Origin of the sequence: Pseudomonas sp. D8002, assembly GCF_013385695.1 — a bacterium.
Taxonomy (GTDB): Bacteria; Pseudomonadota; Gammaproteobacteria; order Pseudomonadales; family Pseudomonadaceae; genus Aquipseudomonas.
Map to the genome: position 1 here is coordinate 29,772 of NZ_JACAPM010000003.1, position 14,540 is coordinate 44,311.

Annotated in this window: 14 protein-coding genes and 1 other RNA gene; 11 read left to right on the plus strand and 4 right to left on the minus strand. The window is 60.9% G+C overall.

The features are described 5' to 3' along the window. The first annotated feature begins 166 nt into the window (after window positions 1-166). Both HX807_RS00610 and HX807_RS00615 read left to right on the plus strand, forming a co-directional pair. Window positions 167-811, plus strand: coding sequence for an MBL fold metallo-hydrolase (locus HX807_RS00610; protein WP_003216184.1), 645 nt, complete (start codon window positions 167-169; stop codon window positions 809-811). Window positions 812-1,029: 218 nt separating this feature from the next. Then, window positions 1,030-1,800, plus strand: a complete 771-nt coding sequence (locus HX807_RS00615) for an OmpA family protein (RefSeq protein WP_032899265.1) — start codon at window positions 1,030-1,032, stop codon at window positions 1,798-1,800. A gap of 67 nt (window positions 1,801-1,867) precedes the next feature. Here the strand turns inward: HX807_RS00615 and HX807_RS00620 are convergent, their stop codons facing one another. The 4 genes from HX807_RS00620 to HX807_RS00635 all read right to left on the minus strand — a co-directional run bounded on the left by HX807_RS00620 (window position 1,868) and on the right by HX807_RS00635 (window position 5,314). Beyond that, a complete protein-coding gene (locus tag HX807_RS00620; RefSeq protein ID WP_087692852.1) occupies window positions 1,868-2,449 on the minus strand; it encodes a BON domain-containing protein in 582 nt (193 codons plus the stop codon). Continuing rightward, window positions 2,446-3,039 (minus strand): phosphoheptose isomerase, encoded by a 594-nt coding sequence (locus tag HX807_RS00625; protein WP_003216190.1) that lies wholly within the window; start codon window positions 3,037-3,039, stop codon window positions 2,446-2,448. The genes HX807_RS00620 and HX807_RS00625 overlap by 4 nt, the downstream gene beginning before the upstream one ends. Window positions 3,040-3,131: 92 nt before the next feature. Then, on the minus strand, window positions 3,132-3,503 hold the full coding sequence (locus HX807_RS00630; RefSeq protein WP_003216193.1) for a YraN family protein: 372 nt from the start codon (window positions 3,501-3,503) through the stop codon (window positions 3,132-3,134). Continuing rightward, complete coding sequence (locus tag HX807_RS00635; protein WP_008434234.1) at window positions 3,503-5,314, minus strand: penicillin-binding protein activator; 1,812 nt, start codon at window positions 5,312-5,314, stop codon at window positions 3,503-3,505. Before HX807_RS00635 ends, HX807_RS00630 begins: the two co-directional genes overlap by 1 nt. A 176-nt stretch (window positions 5,315-5,490) precedes the next feature. Between HX807_RS00635 and rsmI the strand changes: the two genes are divergently transcribed. From rsmI to mraY, 9 genes are all read left to right on the plus strand, one after another. After that, window positions 5,491-6,396 carry a 16S rRNA (cytidine(1402)-2'-O)-methyltransferase gene (gene rsmI / locus HX807_RS00640; protein WP_161635740.1) on the plus strand — a complete coding sequence of 302 codons (906 nt, stop codon included), beginning with the start codon at window positions 5,491-5,493 and terminating at the stop codon, window positions 6,394-6,396. A gap of 95 nt (window positions 6,397-6,491) precedes the next feature. Then, an RNA gene (gene rnpB / locus HX807_RS00645) (RNase P RNA component class A) lies at window positions 6,492-6,845 on the plus strand. A 355-nt stretch (window positions 6,846-7,200) separates the two neighbouring features. Further along, window positions 7,201-7,656, plus strand: coding sequence for a division/cell wall cluster transcriptional repressor MraZ (gene mraZ, locus HX807_RS00650; protein ID WP_003171868.1), 456 nt, complete (start codon window positions 7,201-7,203; stop codon window positions 7,654-7,656). Beyond that, complete coding sequence (gene rsmH, locus HX807_RS00655; RefSeq protein ID WP_003216201.1) at window positions 7,653-8,600, plus strand: 16S rRNA (cytosine(1402)-N(4))-methyltransferase RsmH; 948 nt, start codon at window positions 7,653-7,655, stop codon at window positions 8,598-8,600. The genes mraZ and rsmH overlap by 4 nt, the downstream gene beginning before the upstream one ends. Next, entirely contained in the window at window positions 8,597-8,890 is a 294-nt protein-coding gene (gene ftsL, locus HX807_RS00660; protein WP_003216203.1) for a cell division protein FtsL, read from the plus strand. The genes rsmH and ftsL overlap by 4 nt, the downstream gene beginning before the upstream one ends. Then, entirely contained in the window at window positions 8,890-10,632 is a 1,743-nt protein-coding gene (locus HX807_RS00665) for a penicillin-binding protein 2 (protein WP_166742205.1), read from the plus strand. Before ftsL ends, HX807_RS00665 begins: the two co-directional genes overlap by 1 nt. Further along, window positions 10,632-12,095: a UDP-N-acetylmuramoyl-L-alanyl-D-glutamate--2,6-diaminopimelate ligase gene (locus tag HX807_RS00670; protein ID WP_003216207.1), complete on the plus strand. Its 1,464-nt coding sequence runs from the start codon at window positions 10,632-10,634 to the stop codon at window positions 12,093-12,095. Before HX807_RS00665 ends, HX807_RS00670 begins: the two co-directional genes overlap by 1 nt. Next, the gene (gene murF, locus HX807_RS00675) at window positions 12,088-13,458 is read left to right on the plus strand and encodes a UDP-N-acetylmuramoyl-tripeptide--D-alanyl-D-alanine ligase (RefSeq protein WP_177008739.1); all 1,371 of its coding nucleotides are present in this window, start codon (window positions 12,088-12,090) and stop codon (window positions 13,456-13,458) included. Before HX807_RS00670 ends, murF begins: the two co-directional genes overlap by 8 nt. Continuing rightward, a complete protein-coding gene (gene mraY / locus HX807_RS00680; RefSeq protein WP_008434230.1) occupies window positions 13,458-14,540 on the plus strand; it encodes a phospho-N-acetylmuramoyl-pentapeptide-transferase in 1,083 nt (360 codons plus the stop codon). Before murF ends, mraY begins: the two co-directional genes overlap by 1 nt.

Sequence of the window (14,540 nt, forward strand, 5' to 3'; positions counted from 1 at the left end):
TGCGCTATACGTTGCGCGTTGTATGACTGGCGCCAGAGTAGCTTAGCAGTTGCCGGGTTTGACAGCCGTGCGCTCGCGAGCGCTTTCGGATCGGGTGCAGGGTCGAACATACTGTGCGCCGGAATGCAGTACAAAAGAGTTTGCCTTTGAATTTGCAGGAATACCCATGAATATTCAGTCTCCCGCGCTGATCCGCGAAACGTTCCCGGTAGGCCCGTTGCAGTGCAACTGCACGATCATCGGCGACCCCGTCACCAAAAAAGCCATCGTCGTCGACCCGGGCGGCAACCATGAGCTGATCCTGGCGCGCCTCGATGCGCTGGGCCTGAAAGTGGTCAGCATTATTCACACCCACGCCCATCTCGATCACTTCCTGGCCTCCGGGCAGTTGAAGGAAAAAACCGGCGCTACCCTGCACCTGCACAAGGAAGACCAGTTTCTGTGGGACAACCTGGAAATGCAGTGCCAGATGTTCCGCGTGCCTTACACGCCAGTGCCGTCGCCGGATCGTTGGCTGGAGGATGAAGAAGAGCTGGCCTGTGGTTGCGGGGTTGCCTTGCATACACCTGGACACACACCCGGCTCGATGAGTTTCTGGTTCGCCGATGCGAAGTTGCTGATTGCCGGCGACACCCTGTTTCGGCGCGGCGTGGGCCGTACGGATTTGTGGGGCGGTGACCAGGCGACCATCGTGCGCTCGATCAAGCAACGGCTCTACACCCTGGATGAGGCGGCGGTGGTGGTGACAGGGCACGGTCCGGACACGCGCCTGGGAGATGAAATGCGTGAGAATCCGTTTGTCCGCGCGTGAAGCAAAATGTGGGTAGTTTTTCGGATACCAAGTGGCAACTATCAGACGAAACATATAGAGAAAATGACAATCACCGTTCAGGAAGTCTCTGCTAGGGTTTGAGTGTGGCCGGGCTTGTGTGGAGATGGAATTTTTACCGTTTGTCGTGTTCCAAGCTCGGCACAGGTCCAATGCCAATGTCCTCTGCATCACCGAATGCAAAAGTAGGAGCTTCCTTCATGTTCACTTCTCGTCGTCTGCTTGTTGTTGCTACTGCCGTAGCCCTGTTGTCGGGCTGCGCTTCACCTAATCCTTATGACGGCAGCCAGGCACAGGGTGGTGGCTCTTCCGGTGTGAGCAACACCGCCAAGTATGGTGGCCTGGGCGCCCTGGCTGGTGCGTTGGCGGGTGCAGCCATCGACCACAACAACCGCGGCAAGGGTGCGTTGATCGGCGCTGCCGTCGCCGGTATCGGTGGTGCGGGCTACGGCTACTACGCCGACCAGCAGGAAAAGAAACTGCGTGCCAGCATGGCCAACACCGGTGTCGAAGTGCAGCGCCAGGGCGACCAGATCAAGCTGATCATGCCGGGTAACATCACCTTCGCCACCAACTCGGATGCGATTTCCAGCAGCTTCTACACGCCGCTGAACAACCTGGCGAACTCGCTGAAGCAGTTCAACCAGAACACCATCCAGATCGTTGGCTACACCGACAGCACCGGCAGCCGTCAGCTCAACATGGACCTGTCCCAGCGTCGTGCGCAGAGCGTGGCCAATTACCTGACCTCCCAAGGTGTCAGCCCGACCAACCTGAGTGCCCGCGGTGCCGGCCCGGATAACCCGATCGCCAGCAACGCCGACGTCAATGGTCGTGCCCAGAACCGTCGTGTAGAGGTCAACCTGGGTCCGATCCCAGGCCAGCAGTACGGTCAGCCGGCCGCCCAGCAGCAACAGGCGCCACAACAGAACAACCAGTTCCAGGGCAACCCGTACCAGCAGTACCAGTAACCTGTAGTCAATAAAAAGGGCGCCGTGCAATCAATGCACGGCGCCCTTTTTTGTGGCTGACGATAGATCAGTCGATGTATTCGAACAGCTTCACGATCTTCTGTACGCCGGACACACTTTGTACCAGGTTGGCGGCGCGGGTGGCTTCTGCCTGGGTCAGCAGGCCCATCATGTAGACGATGCCGTTGTCGGTGACGATCTTGATCCGAGAGCCGGGAATGGCGCTGTCGGTCAGCATCTGGGTCTTGATCTTGGTGGTCAGCAGGGCGTCGTTGCTGATTGCCAGCAGGGTGATCGGCTCCATCACCTGCAGTTCGTTGTGAACCTTCTTGACCCGCTGCACAGTGGCGGCAGCTTGTTCAGCCTGGGCCTTCAAGTCGGCGCGCGGGGTTTGGCCGGTGAGCAGCACCACGCCGTTGAAGCTGACGACCACGATGCGCGATGCGCCGTTGCCCAGGTCTGGAGCGGCCTTGGACACGTTGACGGAAACCTTGGTCTCGATCAGTGAGTCATCGATTTTGCTGCCGAAAGTGCGGGTGCCTTTATCGTCCTGGATGGGCGTGTCGCGGCTCGCTTCGATTACCGAGCTGCAGCCGCTGATGCCTAGGCACAGCGTGATTGCCAATAGGCTAAGGCGTTTAACGGTCATTCTTCACTCCCGAACAGTTGGCTGTCGATCAGATCGCACAGGCAGTGGATCGCCAGCAGGTGGACTTCCTGGATACGTGCGGTGACATTGGCCGGGACGCGGATTTCCACGTCTTCGGGCAACAGCAGCGAGGCCATGCCGCCGCCGTCGCGTCCGGTCAATGCTACGACAATCATTTCACGATCATGTGCGGCCTGGATCGCTTGAATAATATTCGCCGAGTTACCGCTGGTGGAGATCGCCAGCAGGACGTCCCCCGGCTGGCCAAGGGCGCGGATCTGTTTGGAGAAGATTTCGTTGTAGCTGTAGTCGTTGGCGATCGAGGTGATCGTCGAGGTGTCGGTGGTCAGGGCGATGGCCGGCAGGCTCGGGCGCTCACGCTCGAAGCGGTTGAGCAGCTCGGAGGAGAAATGCTGGGCATCGCCGGCCGAACCGCCGTTGCCGCACGAAAGCATTTTGCCTTCGTTGAGCAAGGCGTTGACCATGACCTGACTGGCTTGCTCGATGTGCGGTGCAAGTACGTCCATCGCCTGTTGCTTGGTATCGATACTGGCCTGGAAAAGCTGGCGAATTCGGGATTGCATGTCCATCTGTGTGACCTTAAGTAGCGCGGCTGTTTGGCACAGGAATGTGCAGCCCGCAAAGCAAAGAGCAAAAGTGTGCGGTGTAGATGTCCGGCGAATCAGCTGTCAAAGGCATCTTGCAGCCAGTTCAGATCGGCTGTTCCCCGGGGAGTGCTTTCTATGGCAACCACATCGAAACGGCAGGGATGATCGGCCCAGCGACGCTCCTTGAGCAGGAAAAACTGCGCGGCGAGTATCAGCTTCTGGCGCTTGCGCCCGTCGATACTGGCGAGCGCGCCACCCCATTGTGCGTGTTTTCTGTAGCGGACTTCGACAAATACTACTGTATCGCCGTCAAGCATGACCAGATCAAGCTCGCCGCGTTTGCATAACCAGTTCTGCGCCAGGAGGCGCAGACCTTGTCGTTGCAGGTACTCGAGAGCTTGAAGTTCGGCGTCCTTGCCGCTTTGTGCGCTTGACCGCTCGGGCATCAGCGCGGGGTATCAGGCAGGCGCTGGATCTCGCCACCGACGAACTTCGCCCATGGCATCTGGCGGTCGACACGCTGGCTGGCGCTGACGCCCAGGTTGCCCGACAGGCCGTCGACACGAGTGTCCGGCAGTGCCTTGAGCTGCCCCAGGCGCGGCGCCAGGCGGTAGGCATCCACACCCATCGCGTACAGGCGGCCAAGGCTGCCGTTGGCTTGTGGCCATTGGGCGGCGACCTGGTTGCGCAGCGGGTCGGTGGTGTTCAGCAGCCAAGGGGTTTCGCAGAACATCACGTTGGTCATGTCCAGGTACTGGTTCTTGTCGCCACTGGCGCTGAACACGTGGGACGTCGCATACACCGGCACGTCGCCAGCGTATTGGAAGTTCAGGGTCGGCTTGATCTGCTGGGCCAGTTGCGGAGTCACGGCCAGGAAGATGAACTCGATGTCCTGGCGGCGCGATGGCTGGGCGGAAACATCCGAACCTACCGTGCTTTGCAGGCTCTTGGCGCGGCCTTCGCTCTTGCGCAGCTGGAACAGGTCGGCAATCTGCTGGGCCAGGGCTACCGGCTGGTCAACGTACTCGACGCCCACCACGGTGCCGCCATTGGCTTCCCAATCCTGACGGAATGCCTTGTAGACGCGCTCGCCCCATTCGCCTTTCGGCACCATGGCGGCGGCGCGGTGCAGGCCATCGGCGCGAGCACGACGGGACACTTCACGGGCTTCGTCTTCAGCGGCCAGGCCAAACTGGAACAGTTGCGCCGGGTTCTGGTCGGCTTCGCTGTAGTTCAGGGCCAGGGTGGTGATCGGCAATTGCGGGCGTGCGCTGAGTTGCTTGACCAGCGGTTTCTCCAGCGGGCCGACCACCAGTTGTACGCCGGCGGCCTGGGCCTTGGCGTAGAAGTCGTCGATGGAGGTCAGGCGCGAGCTGTCGTAGAACTCGATCACCGGCGGCTTCTGCCCGGCTTGTTCAGCCTGGTAGTGCGCGGCCATGAAGCCTTCGCGCAGCGCCTTGGCAACGCCGGCCAGCGGACCTTCCTGCGGCAGCAGCAGGGCGATCTTGTTCAGCGGCTGGCTGGCCAGTTCCTTGAGCTTGGTCAGCGGCTGCGGCAATTGCGAAGCTGCCGGGTGGCCAGGGTTCTGGGCGCGCCAGGTGTCGATGGCCGCCTGCTGTTGCTCCAGAGTACCGGCGCCCTTGACTGCCTGGGCCAGGCTGATCCAGCCGTCCAGCGTCGGGTTGCCGCTGGCTTGCAGTTGATCGGCAGGCAAGGCGGCAATCAGTGCCCAGATGGCTTCGTGGTTGCTGTTGTAGGCATCGCCCGTCAGCAGCGGGGCCATGGCGACGCGCTCGCGGGCGGCGGCCAGGGTCTGGCCGTCGGCCTCATAGGCGCGGGCATGCACGGTGCCCGTGCGGATCTGCTGTTCAGGCGGCAGTTCCTTGAGGCTTTGCAGGCTCGGGTGATTCAAGGCCGTCAACGCTGCCTTGGGCTGGTTGCGGGCCATCGCCAGTTCAGCCGACAGGGTGCTGGCAAATACCTGCGCCGCCGGTTTCAGGACGTCCAGTGGCACCTGGGCAAGAATCTGCGCCGAGCGTCCCGGATTGTTTTGGTGAAACGCCAGGTCAGCCGCACTCAAGCGCAACAGCGCGGCTTTTTCCGGAGTCTTGGCCGAAGTCGCCTGTTCGAGCAGTTGCTCGATGCTGGCATCCGGAGTCCGGGGGAGGTCGCCAAGGCTGGACGAGGGCGAGCTGGCGCAAGCCGCCAACAGGGCAGCGAGGCAGAGGGCAGAGAACAGCCGCAGGCAAGCGATCATGTAAGTGTTCCTGATACCGATCAAATTAGCGTGGAATTGTACCCAAGCACTGGCCGGGGCGCGATGTTACTGGCGTGAAACCGTCTATTTAGGTCGTGTAAATGTTGCAGGACCCTATAGGCGGCTGAAATCGAACCCGCCCCGCGGGCATATATTCAAGGCGTCTACGCGCTACAATGTGGCTTTTGCCAACCATCGAGGTGTGCGTTTTGACTGCTCCAGGTCCTTTGAATTCCACTGCAGGCTCGCTTTTTGTCGTGGCGACGCCCATTGGCAACCTGGACGACATCAGTGCGCGTGCGCTGAAAGTGTTGCGCGACGTAAAACTGATCGCGGCTGAAGACACTCGGCACTCCCAGCGGTTGATGCAGCATTTCGGTATTCCGACCCCCTTGGCCGCCTGTCACGAACACAACGAGCGTGAAGAAGGCAGTCGTTTTATCACTCGTTTGTTGGCGGGTGATGACGTGGCGTTGATCTCGGATGCGGGTACGCCGCTGATTTCCGACCCTGGCTATCATCTGGTTCGCCAGGCGCGGGCGGCTGGTATCAATGTAGTGCCTGTTCCGGGAGCGTGCGCGCTGATTGCTGCATTGTCTGCTGCCGGCTTGCCGTCGGACCGGTTTATCTTCGAAGGCTTCCTGCCCGCCAAGGCCGTCGGGCGCCGGGCGCGCCTGGAACTGGTAAAGGAAGAGCCACGCACGCTGATCTTCTACGAAGCCCCGCACCGCATCCTTGAGTGCCTGCAGGATATGGAGCTGGTGTTCGGCGGCGATCGCCTGGCACTGCTGGCGCGAGAAATCACCAAGACCTTCGAAACCCTCAAGGGCTTGCCGCTGCAGGAACTGCGCGAATTTGTCGAGGGCGACAGCAATCAGCAGCGCGGCGAGTGCGTGGTGCTGGTAGCCGGCTGGTCGGCGCCGGAAAGCGAAGATGCCGTGGGCAGCGAGGCAATGCGCATTCTTGACCTGCTGCTCAAGGAGATGCCATTGAAGCGCGCCGCTGCATTGGCCGCGGAAATAACTGGCGTACGCAAGAACGTCCTGTATCAAGTGGCGCTGGATAAACAAAAGGGCGAATAGTTCCGGGTTCTAACCTGCACTCCGTCTGAACATGATGGCATTAGTGTCTTTTAATACTTGTTCTAACGCCGCCGTGCCGTTAACCTGCGCGGCGGAGAGTCGATTGGACAGTCGCTGCCTTCTATGAAAATTAGAGGGGGGAGGAAAGTCCGGGCTCCATAGGGCGAAGTGCCAGGTAATGCCTGGGAGGCGTGAGCCTACGGAAAGTGCCACAGAAAATAACCGCCTAAGTACTTCGGTACCGGTAAGGGTGAAAAGGTGCGGTAAGAGCGCACCGCACGACTGGCAACAGTTCGTGGCTAGGTAAACCCCACTTGGAGCAAGACCAAATAGGGTCCCAAGGCGTGGCCCGCGCTGGGACCGGGTAGGTTGCTAAAGATGTCCAGTGATGGCCATCGTAGACGAATGACTGTTCAAGACAGAACCCGGCTTACAGATCGACTCTCCACCTTTTTTCCTTCTGTCCGAATCTCGGGCAGGAACCTGGTAGTAACGCGAGAATCCCTCCCTGCTGAATCGTCAGCAGATGCGTCTTCGTAATACCGAAAAAATCTTACTCTTAATAAATTACTTTAACTTTAAGCCTTAGCTCTTTGAGTTATTTGGTGTTGTTGAGTCAAAATCGCCGTCAAACTCTCGTTTCTCCTCCCTTTACCTTCCTAAATCTCCGTTCTGTAAGGCTTTTCCTTGAATCCGCGCCTTGACGGTGTGGTGGGCGCATTCCTATAGTGTGCGCAAGTGGCGGAAAGTGGCACAAAGTGGGTTTTTTGAACGTAAAACGCTAAAATTTGGAGAAACGCATCTGTGTTTCGCGGAGCTAACGCTATCAGTCTCGATGCAAAAGGCCGTCTCGCCATGCCGAGCCGGTATCGTGACGAGCTCATTTCGCGAAGTTCCGGGCAATTAATCATCACCATCGATGCCGTTGATCCCTGTTTATGTGTGTACCCGCTCGATGAGTGGGAGCTGATTGAAACCAAGTTGCGTGCACTGCCTTCACTGCGTGAAGAGAACCGCCGCCTGCAACGCTTGCTGATTGGTAATGCCGTCGACCTCGAACTCGATGGCAGTGGTCGTTTCCTGGTTCCACCGCGTCTGCGCGAATACGCCAAATTGGACAAGCGCGCGATGCTGGTAGGCCAACTGAACAAGTTCCAATTGTGGGACGAAGATGCCTGGGATGCTGTTTCTGCAGCTGACCTGGCTGCTATTCAACAACCGGGCGCCATGCCTGATGAACTGCGTGATTTGATCCTGTGACTATTGATAGCGGCTTTAACCACATCACCGTACTGCTTGACGAAGCCGTTGAGGCTCTCGCCGTACGCGCGGATGGCTGCTATTTGGATGGCACCTTCGGCAGGGGCGGGCACAGTCGGCTGATCCTCAGCCAGCTGGGTCCGGACGGTAAGCTCCTCGGGTTCGACAAAGACCCTCAAGCGATTGCCACCGGGCAAGCGCTAGCGGCCGAAGACGGCCGCTTTGTCGTTGTGCAGCGCAGCTTTGCCGAGCTCGGTGCAGAAGTCGCCGAACGTGGCATGGCGGGCAAGGTGGCCGGGGTTCTGCTGGACCTGGGCGTGTCTTCCCCACAGCTGGACGACCCTGAGCGTGGCTTCAGTTTCATGAACGACGGCCCGCTGGACATGCGCATGGACCCAAGCCGTGGCATCAGCGCCGCGCAGTTCATCGCTACCGCTCCCCACGAAGAAATCACCCGTGTGTTCAAGGAATACGGCGAAGAGCGCTTCGCTGGCCGCATGGCGCGTGCCGTGGTCGAACGCCGGGAAATCCAGCCGTTCGAGCGCACGGCCGACCTGGCTGAGGTGCTGAAAGTCGCCAACCCTGCATGGGAAAAGGGCAAGAACCCGGCAACCCGTGCGTTCCAGGGCCTGCGTATTCACGTCAACAACGAATTGGGCGACCTGGAAGCCGGCCTCGAAGCCGCCCTGGAAGCTCTGGAAGTGGGCGGTCGCCTGGTGGTGATCAGCTTCCACTCCCTGGAAGACCGCATCGTCAAATTGTTCATGCGTCGCCTGGTCAAGGGCGAGTCCGACAACCTGCCGCGCAACCTGCCGGTGCGTTACGAAGCTTTTGTGCCGAAAATCAAAATCCATGGCAAAGCGCAGTTCGCTTCCGAAGCCGAACTCAAGGCCAACCCACGTGCCCGTAGCGCTGTCATGCGCGTTGCGGAGAAGTTGCGGTGAGCAAGCTTTTCGCCAAGCCCCTCCCGGGCGGCAGCTTCTTTATGTTGCTGCTATTTGTTGGCGTGCTGGTGTCCGCGATTGCGGTGTCCTACAGCGCCCATTACAACCGCCAACTGCTCAATACCCTGTACGGGGAGTTGAGCGTGCGCGACAAGGCGCAGGCGGAGTGGGGCCGGTTGATCCTCGAGCAAAGTACCTGGACGGCCCACAGCCGCATCGAAGTGCTGGCCACTGAACAACTGAAGATGCACATCCCGGGCGCTGCAGAAGTTCGCATGGTGGCGCCATGATGAAACTCGAGGGCGCACTCTACCCGTGGCGTTTCCGCGTAGTGCTGGGGTTGCTGGCACTGATGGTGGGCGCGATTGCCTGGCGGATTATCGACCTGCAAGTGGTGGACCGTGACTTCCTGATCGGCCAGGGCGATGCCCGTAGCCTGCGGCATATCCCGATTCCTGCACACCGCGGCCTGATCACCGACCGTAACGGCGAGCCCCTGGCCGTCAGTACCCCGGTGACCACCCTGTGGGCCAACGCCAAGGAAATGCAGACCGCCAAGGACAAATGGCCGGAACTCGCTGCTGCCCTGGGCCAGGACCCGAAAGCCCTGAGCGAACGCCTCGAAGCCCAGGCCAATAAAGAATTCATCTACCTGGTTCGCGGGCTCACCCCCGAACAAGGCCAGCAAGTACTCGACCTTAAAGTCCCCGGTGTCTACGGCATCGAGGAATTTCGGCGTTTCTACCCGGCCGGCGAAACCACTGCCCATATGGTGGGTTTCACCGACATTGATGATCACGGTCGCGAAGGCGTGGAACTCGCCTACGACGAATGGCTGGCCGGGGTTCCCGGCAAGCGACAGGTCATCAAGGATCGGCGCGGCAGACTGATCAAGGATGTCCAGGTCACCAAAAACGCCAAGGCCGGTAAGCCCTTGGCGTTGTCGATTGACCTGCGCCTGCAATACCTGGCCAACCGTGAGCTGCGTAACGCGATCATCGAGAACGGTGCGAAAGCCGGCAGCCTGGTGATCATGGACGTGAAGACCGGCGAGATTCTCGCCATGGTCAACCAGCCGACCTACAACCCCAACAACCGTCGCAACCTGCAACCGGCGATGATGCGCAACCGCGCCATGATCGACGTGTTCGAGCCGGGTTCGACCATGAAAGCCATTTCCATGAGTGCCGCCCTGGAAACCGGGCGCTGGAAACCGGCCGACAAGGTCGAGGTTTACCCGGGCACATTGCAGCTGGGCAAATACACCATTCGTGACGTGTCGCGCACCGAAGGTCCGGTGCTGGATTTGACAGGTATCCTGATCAACTCCAGTAACGTGGGCATGAGTAAAGTCGCCTTCGATATCGGCGGCGAAGCCATCTACCACCTCGCGCAGAAAGTCGGCCTGGGGCAACCCACTGGCCTGGACTTCCCGGGCGAACGTGTGGGCAACCTGCCGAACTACCGTGACTGGAAAAAGGCCGAAACCGCCACGCTTTCCTATGGTTATGGCCTGTCGGTGACAGCCATCCAGCTGGCCCACGCCTTCTCGGTGCTGGCCAACAACGGCCGCATGGTGCCGCTGAGCCTGATCCACCTGGACGAGGCGCCGCCTGCGACCCAGGTGATCCCGGAAAACGTCGCGAAGACCATGCAAGGCATGCTGCAACAAGTGATCGAAGCACCGCGTGGCGTGTTCCGTGCCCAGGTGCCGGCGTATCACGTGGCAGGCAAGTCCGGTACCGCGCGTAAAACCGCCGTGGGTACCAAGGGCTACGCCGAAAACTCCTACCGCTCGCTGTTCGCAGGCTTCGGCCCGATGAGCGATCCGCGCTACGCCATCGTCGTGGTGATCGATGAGCCGAGCAAAGCCGGTTACTTCGGTGGCCTGGTATCGGCGCCGGTGTTCAGCAAGGTGATGTCCGGGACGTTGCGCCTGATGAACATCACGCCGGACAACCTGCCGGCTACCCAACAAGCGAACGCCGGCCCGCCGGCCGCTGCTGTAAAAGCCAATGGAGGGCGCGGCTGATGTCTCTGAGCCTGAACAAGATTTTTGCCCACGCCGGCCGCGATCTGCTGATTCGCGAGTTGACCCTGGACAGCCGTAATGTGCGTGCCGGCGACCTGTTCCTGGCAGTGCCGGGTGGCAAGTTCGACGGCCGTGACCATATCGCCGACGCGCTGCAACGCGGCGCTGCGGCAGTAGCCTATGAAGTGGAAGGCGCCACCGTGCTGCCGATCACCGACGTGCCTTTGATTCCGGTCAAGGGCCTGGCTGCGCAATTGTCGGACATCGCCGGGCGCTTTTATGGCGACCCGAGCCGCACCCTGAACCTGGTGGGCGTGACCGGTACCAACGGCAAGACCAGCGTGACCCAACTGGTCGCCCAGGCGCTTGACCTGCTGGGTCAGCATTGCGGCATCGTGGGCACCCTGGGCACCGGTTTCTACGGAGCGCTGCAAAGCGGGCTGCACACCACGCCTAACCCGATTGCCGTGCAAGCGACCCTGGCCGACCTGAAAAAGGCCGGTGCCAAGGCGGTTGCCATGGAAGTCTCGTCCCACGGTCTGGACCAGGGGCGCGTGACTGCCCTGGCGTTCGACGTGGCGGTGATGACCAACCTGTCCCGCGATCACCTGGATTACCACGGGACCATGGAGGCCTACGCCGCCACCAAGGCCCGGCTGTTTGCCTGGAATGACCTGAAGTGCCGGGTGGTCAACCTGGACGACGAATTCGGTCGCCAACTGGCCGCCGCCCAAGGCGACGGCCGCCTGATCAGCTACAGCCTGGAAGACTCCAGCGCCTACCTGTATTGCCGTGAAGCCACCTTTGATGACGAAGGCGTGCGCGCCACGCTGGTTACGCCGCAGGGCGAGCACCATTTGCGCAGCACCTTGCTCGGGCGTTTCAACCTGAGCAACGTATTGGCCGCTGTGGGTGCCTTGCTCGGCCTGGATTACGCCCTCGACGAAATCCTGCGGGTGTTGCCGAAGCTCGAAGGCCCGGCCGGTCGCATGCAGCGCCTCGGCGGCGGCACCCAGCCGCTGGTGGTGGTCGATTACGCCCACACGCCGGACGCCCTGGAAAAAATCCTGCAGGCCCTGCGCCCCCACGCCAAGGGTAAATTGCTGTGCCTGTTCGGCTGTGGCGGTGACCGCGATCGCGGCAAGCGCCCGCTGATGGCGGAAATCGTCGAGCGCCTGGCCGACGGTGTGCTCGTCACTGACGACAACCCGCGCAGCGAAGACCCAAGCCAGATTTTCGATGACATTCGTGTCGGCTTTAAAGATGCGTCCAAGGCGACGTTCGTCGCCGGTCGCGGTGCAGCCATCGCCCAATTGATCGCCGGCGCAAGTGCTGACGACGTGGTGGTGCTGGCCGGTAAAGGTCACGAGGACTATCAGGAAATCAACGGCGAACGCCACGCCTTCTCCGATCTGGTCGAGGCTGATCACGCCTTGACCGCGTGGGAGGTGGCCCATGCTTAAGCCGCTTAAATTCAGCGAACTGACCCAGGCCTTGTCGGCGCGCGTGCTGTCGGCTGATTGCAGCTTTGATGGCGTCAGCATCGACAGCCGGACGATCAAGCCCGGGCAACTGTTTGTCGCCTTGGCCGGCCCGAGTTTCGATGGCCATGACTACCTGAATGACGTCGCTGCCAAAGGCGCTGTCGGCGCTCTGGTGCAGCGCGAAGTCGCTGACTCGACGCTGCCACAATTGCTGGTCGCCGACACCCGCCTGGCCCTCGGCCAACTGGGGGCGCTGAACCGTGCCGCCTTCACCAAGCCTGTTGCGGCGATCACCGGTTCCAGCGGCAAGACCACGGTCAAGGAACTGCTGGCCGGCATCCTGCGCACGCGCGGCCCGGTCCTGGCGACCCGTGGCAACCTGAACAATGACTTCGGCGCTCCGCTGACCCTGCTCGAACTGGCCCCGGAACACACGGCGGCCGTCATTGAGCTGGGTGCTTCGCGCATCGGCGAAATCGCCTACACCGTGGCCATGACCAAGCCTCATGTCGCGGTGATCAGCAACGCCGGTACTGCCCACGTCGGCGAGTTTGGCGGCCCTGAAAAGATCGTCGAAGCCAAGGGCGAAATCATCGAAGGCCTCGACGCATCCGGCACTGCCGTGCTGAACCTCGATGACAAGGCCTTCGAAACCTGGCGCGTACGTGCCGCCGGTCGCAAGGTCTTGAGCTTCGCGGTGCACAACGCCGCTGCCGATTTCCATGCCTCGAATATCAAGGCCGACGCCCGTGGCTGCCCGTCCTTCACCCTGCATACCCCGCAAGGTGACGAGCACGTACAGCTGAACCTGCTGGGCAACCACAACGTCGCCAATGCCCTGGCTGCCGCCGCCGCCGCCCACGTGCTGGGCGTGTCGTTGTTTGGCATCGCCACCGGCCTTGGCGCCGTGCAACCGGTCAAGGGCCGCACCGTCGCGCAACTGGCCAGCAACGGCATGCGCGTGATTGATGACACCTACAACGCCAACCAGTCCTCGATCTGTGCCGCCATCGACCTGCTGACCAGCTTCGACGGTCGCAAGGTGCTGGTGCTGGGAGATATTGCCGAGCTGGGCGAGTGGGCCGAACAGTCTCACCGTGAAGTCGGCGCGTACGCCGCCGGCAAGGTCGATGCCCTTTACGCCGTTGGCCCGAACATGCTGCACGCCGTTGACACCTTCGGGCCGGGCGCCAGGCATTTCGCCAGCCAGGCCGAACTGATCCAGGCACTGAGTGCGGCTGAACAAGACAAACACACCACTATTTTGATCAAGGGATCGCGCAGCGCGGTGATGGAAAACGTCGTCGCGGCCTTGTGTGGCTCAAGTACGGAGAAACATTAATGCTGCTGCTGCTGGCTGAGTATCTGCAACAGTTCCACAAAGGCTTCGCGGTCTTTCAGTACCTGACCCTGCGCGGGATCCTGGGTGTGCTGACCGCGCTGTCGTTGTCGCTGTTCCTCGGGCCATGGATGATCCGTACCCTGCAAAACCTGCAGATTGGCCAGTCGGTACGCAACGACGGCCCGCAGTCGCACCTGTCCAAATCCGGCACCCCGACCATGGGCGGTGCGTTGATCCTGTCGTCCATCGGCATCAGTACGCTGCTGTGGGCTGACCTGCATAACCGTTATGTCTGGACCGTGCTGCTGGTGACCCTGCTGTTCGGCGCCATCGGTTGGGTAGATGACTACCGCAAGGTGATCGAGAAGAACTCCAAGGGGCTGCCTAGCCGCTGGAAGTATTTCTGGCAGTCGGTGTTCGGCCTCGGCGCGGCGATCTTCCTGTTCATGACTGCGCCAAGCGCGGTGGAAACCACCCTGATCATCCCGATGCTCAAGGACGCCAGCATTCCACTGGGCGTCGGCTTCGTGGTGCTGACCTACTTCGTGATCGTCGGCTCCAGCAACGCGGTCAACCTGACGGACGGCCTCGACGGCCTGGCGATCATGCCGACGGTGATGGTGGGCGGCGCCCTAGGCATCTTCTGCTATCTGTCGGGTAACGTGAAATTCGCTGAATACCTGCTGATCCCGTATGTACCGGGCGCAGGCGAACTGATTGTGTTCTGCGGCGCGTTGATCGGTGCGGGCCTGGGCTTCCTGTGGTTCAACACCTACCCCGCACAAGTCTTCATGGGCGACGTCGGCGCACTGGCGCTGGGCGCGGCCCTGGGCACCATCGCGGTGATCGTCCGCCAGGAAATCGTCCTGTTCATCATGGGCGGTGTGTTCGTGATGGAAACCCTGTCGGTGGTGATCCAGGTTGCCTCCTTCAAATTGACCGGGCGCCGCGTATTCCGCATGGCGCCGATTCACCACCACTTTGAACTCAAGGGCTGGCCTGAGCCGCGGGTGATTGTCCGTTTCTGGATTATCACCGTGATTCTGGTTCTGTTCGGCCTTGCCACCCTGAAACTGAGGTAG

Excerpts from the sequence above, each read along its gene's own strand:
- murF (WP_177008739.1), top strand. The coding sequence starts at position 12,088 with ATGCTTAAGCCGCTTAAATTCAGCGAACTGACCCAGGCCTTGTCGGCG.
- HX807_RS00625 (WP_003216190.1), bottom strand. The coding sequence starts at position 3,039 with ATGGACATGCAATCCCGAATTCGCCAGCTTTTCCAGGCCAGTATCGAT.
- rsmI (WP_161635740.1), top strand. The coding sequence starts at position 5,491 with ATGTGGCTTTTGCCAACCATCGAGGTGTGCGTTTTGACTGCTCCAGGT.
- mraY (WP_008434230.1), top strand. The coding sequence starts at position 13,458 with ATGCTGCTGCTGCTGGCTGAGTATCTGCAACAGTTCCACAAAGGCTTC.
- HX807_RS00630 (WP_003216193.1), bottom strand. The coding sequence starts at position 3,503 with ATGCCCGAGCGGTCAAGCGCACAAAGCGGCAAGGACGCCGAACTTCAA.
- HX807_RS00615 (WP_032899265.1), top strand. The coding sequence starts at position 1,030 with ATGTTCACTTCTCGTCGTCTGCTTGTTGTTGCTACTGCCGTAGCCCTG.
- HX807_RS00635 (WP_008434234.1), bottom strand. The coding sequence starts at position 5,314 with ATGATCGCTTGCCTGCGGCTGTTCTCTGCCCTCTGCCTCGCTGCCCTG.
- HX807_RS00620 (WP_087692852.1), bottom strand. The coding sequence starts at position 2,449 with ATGACCGTTAAACGCCTTAGCCTATTGGCAATCACGCTGTGCCTAGGC.
- HX807_RS00670 (WP_003216207.1), top strand. The coding sequence starts at position 10,632 with ATGTCTCTGAGCCTGAACAAGATTTTTGCCCACGCCGGCCGCGATCTG.
- HX807_RS00665 (WP_166742205.1), top strand. The coding sequence starts at position 8,890 with ATGAAACTCGAGGGCGCACTCTACCCGTGGCGTTTCCGCGTAGTGCTG.
- HX807_RS00610 (WP_003216184.1), top strand. The coding sequence starts at position 167 with ATGAATATTCAGTCTCCCGCGCTGATCCGCGAAACGTTCCCGGTAGGC.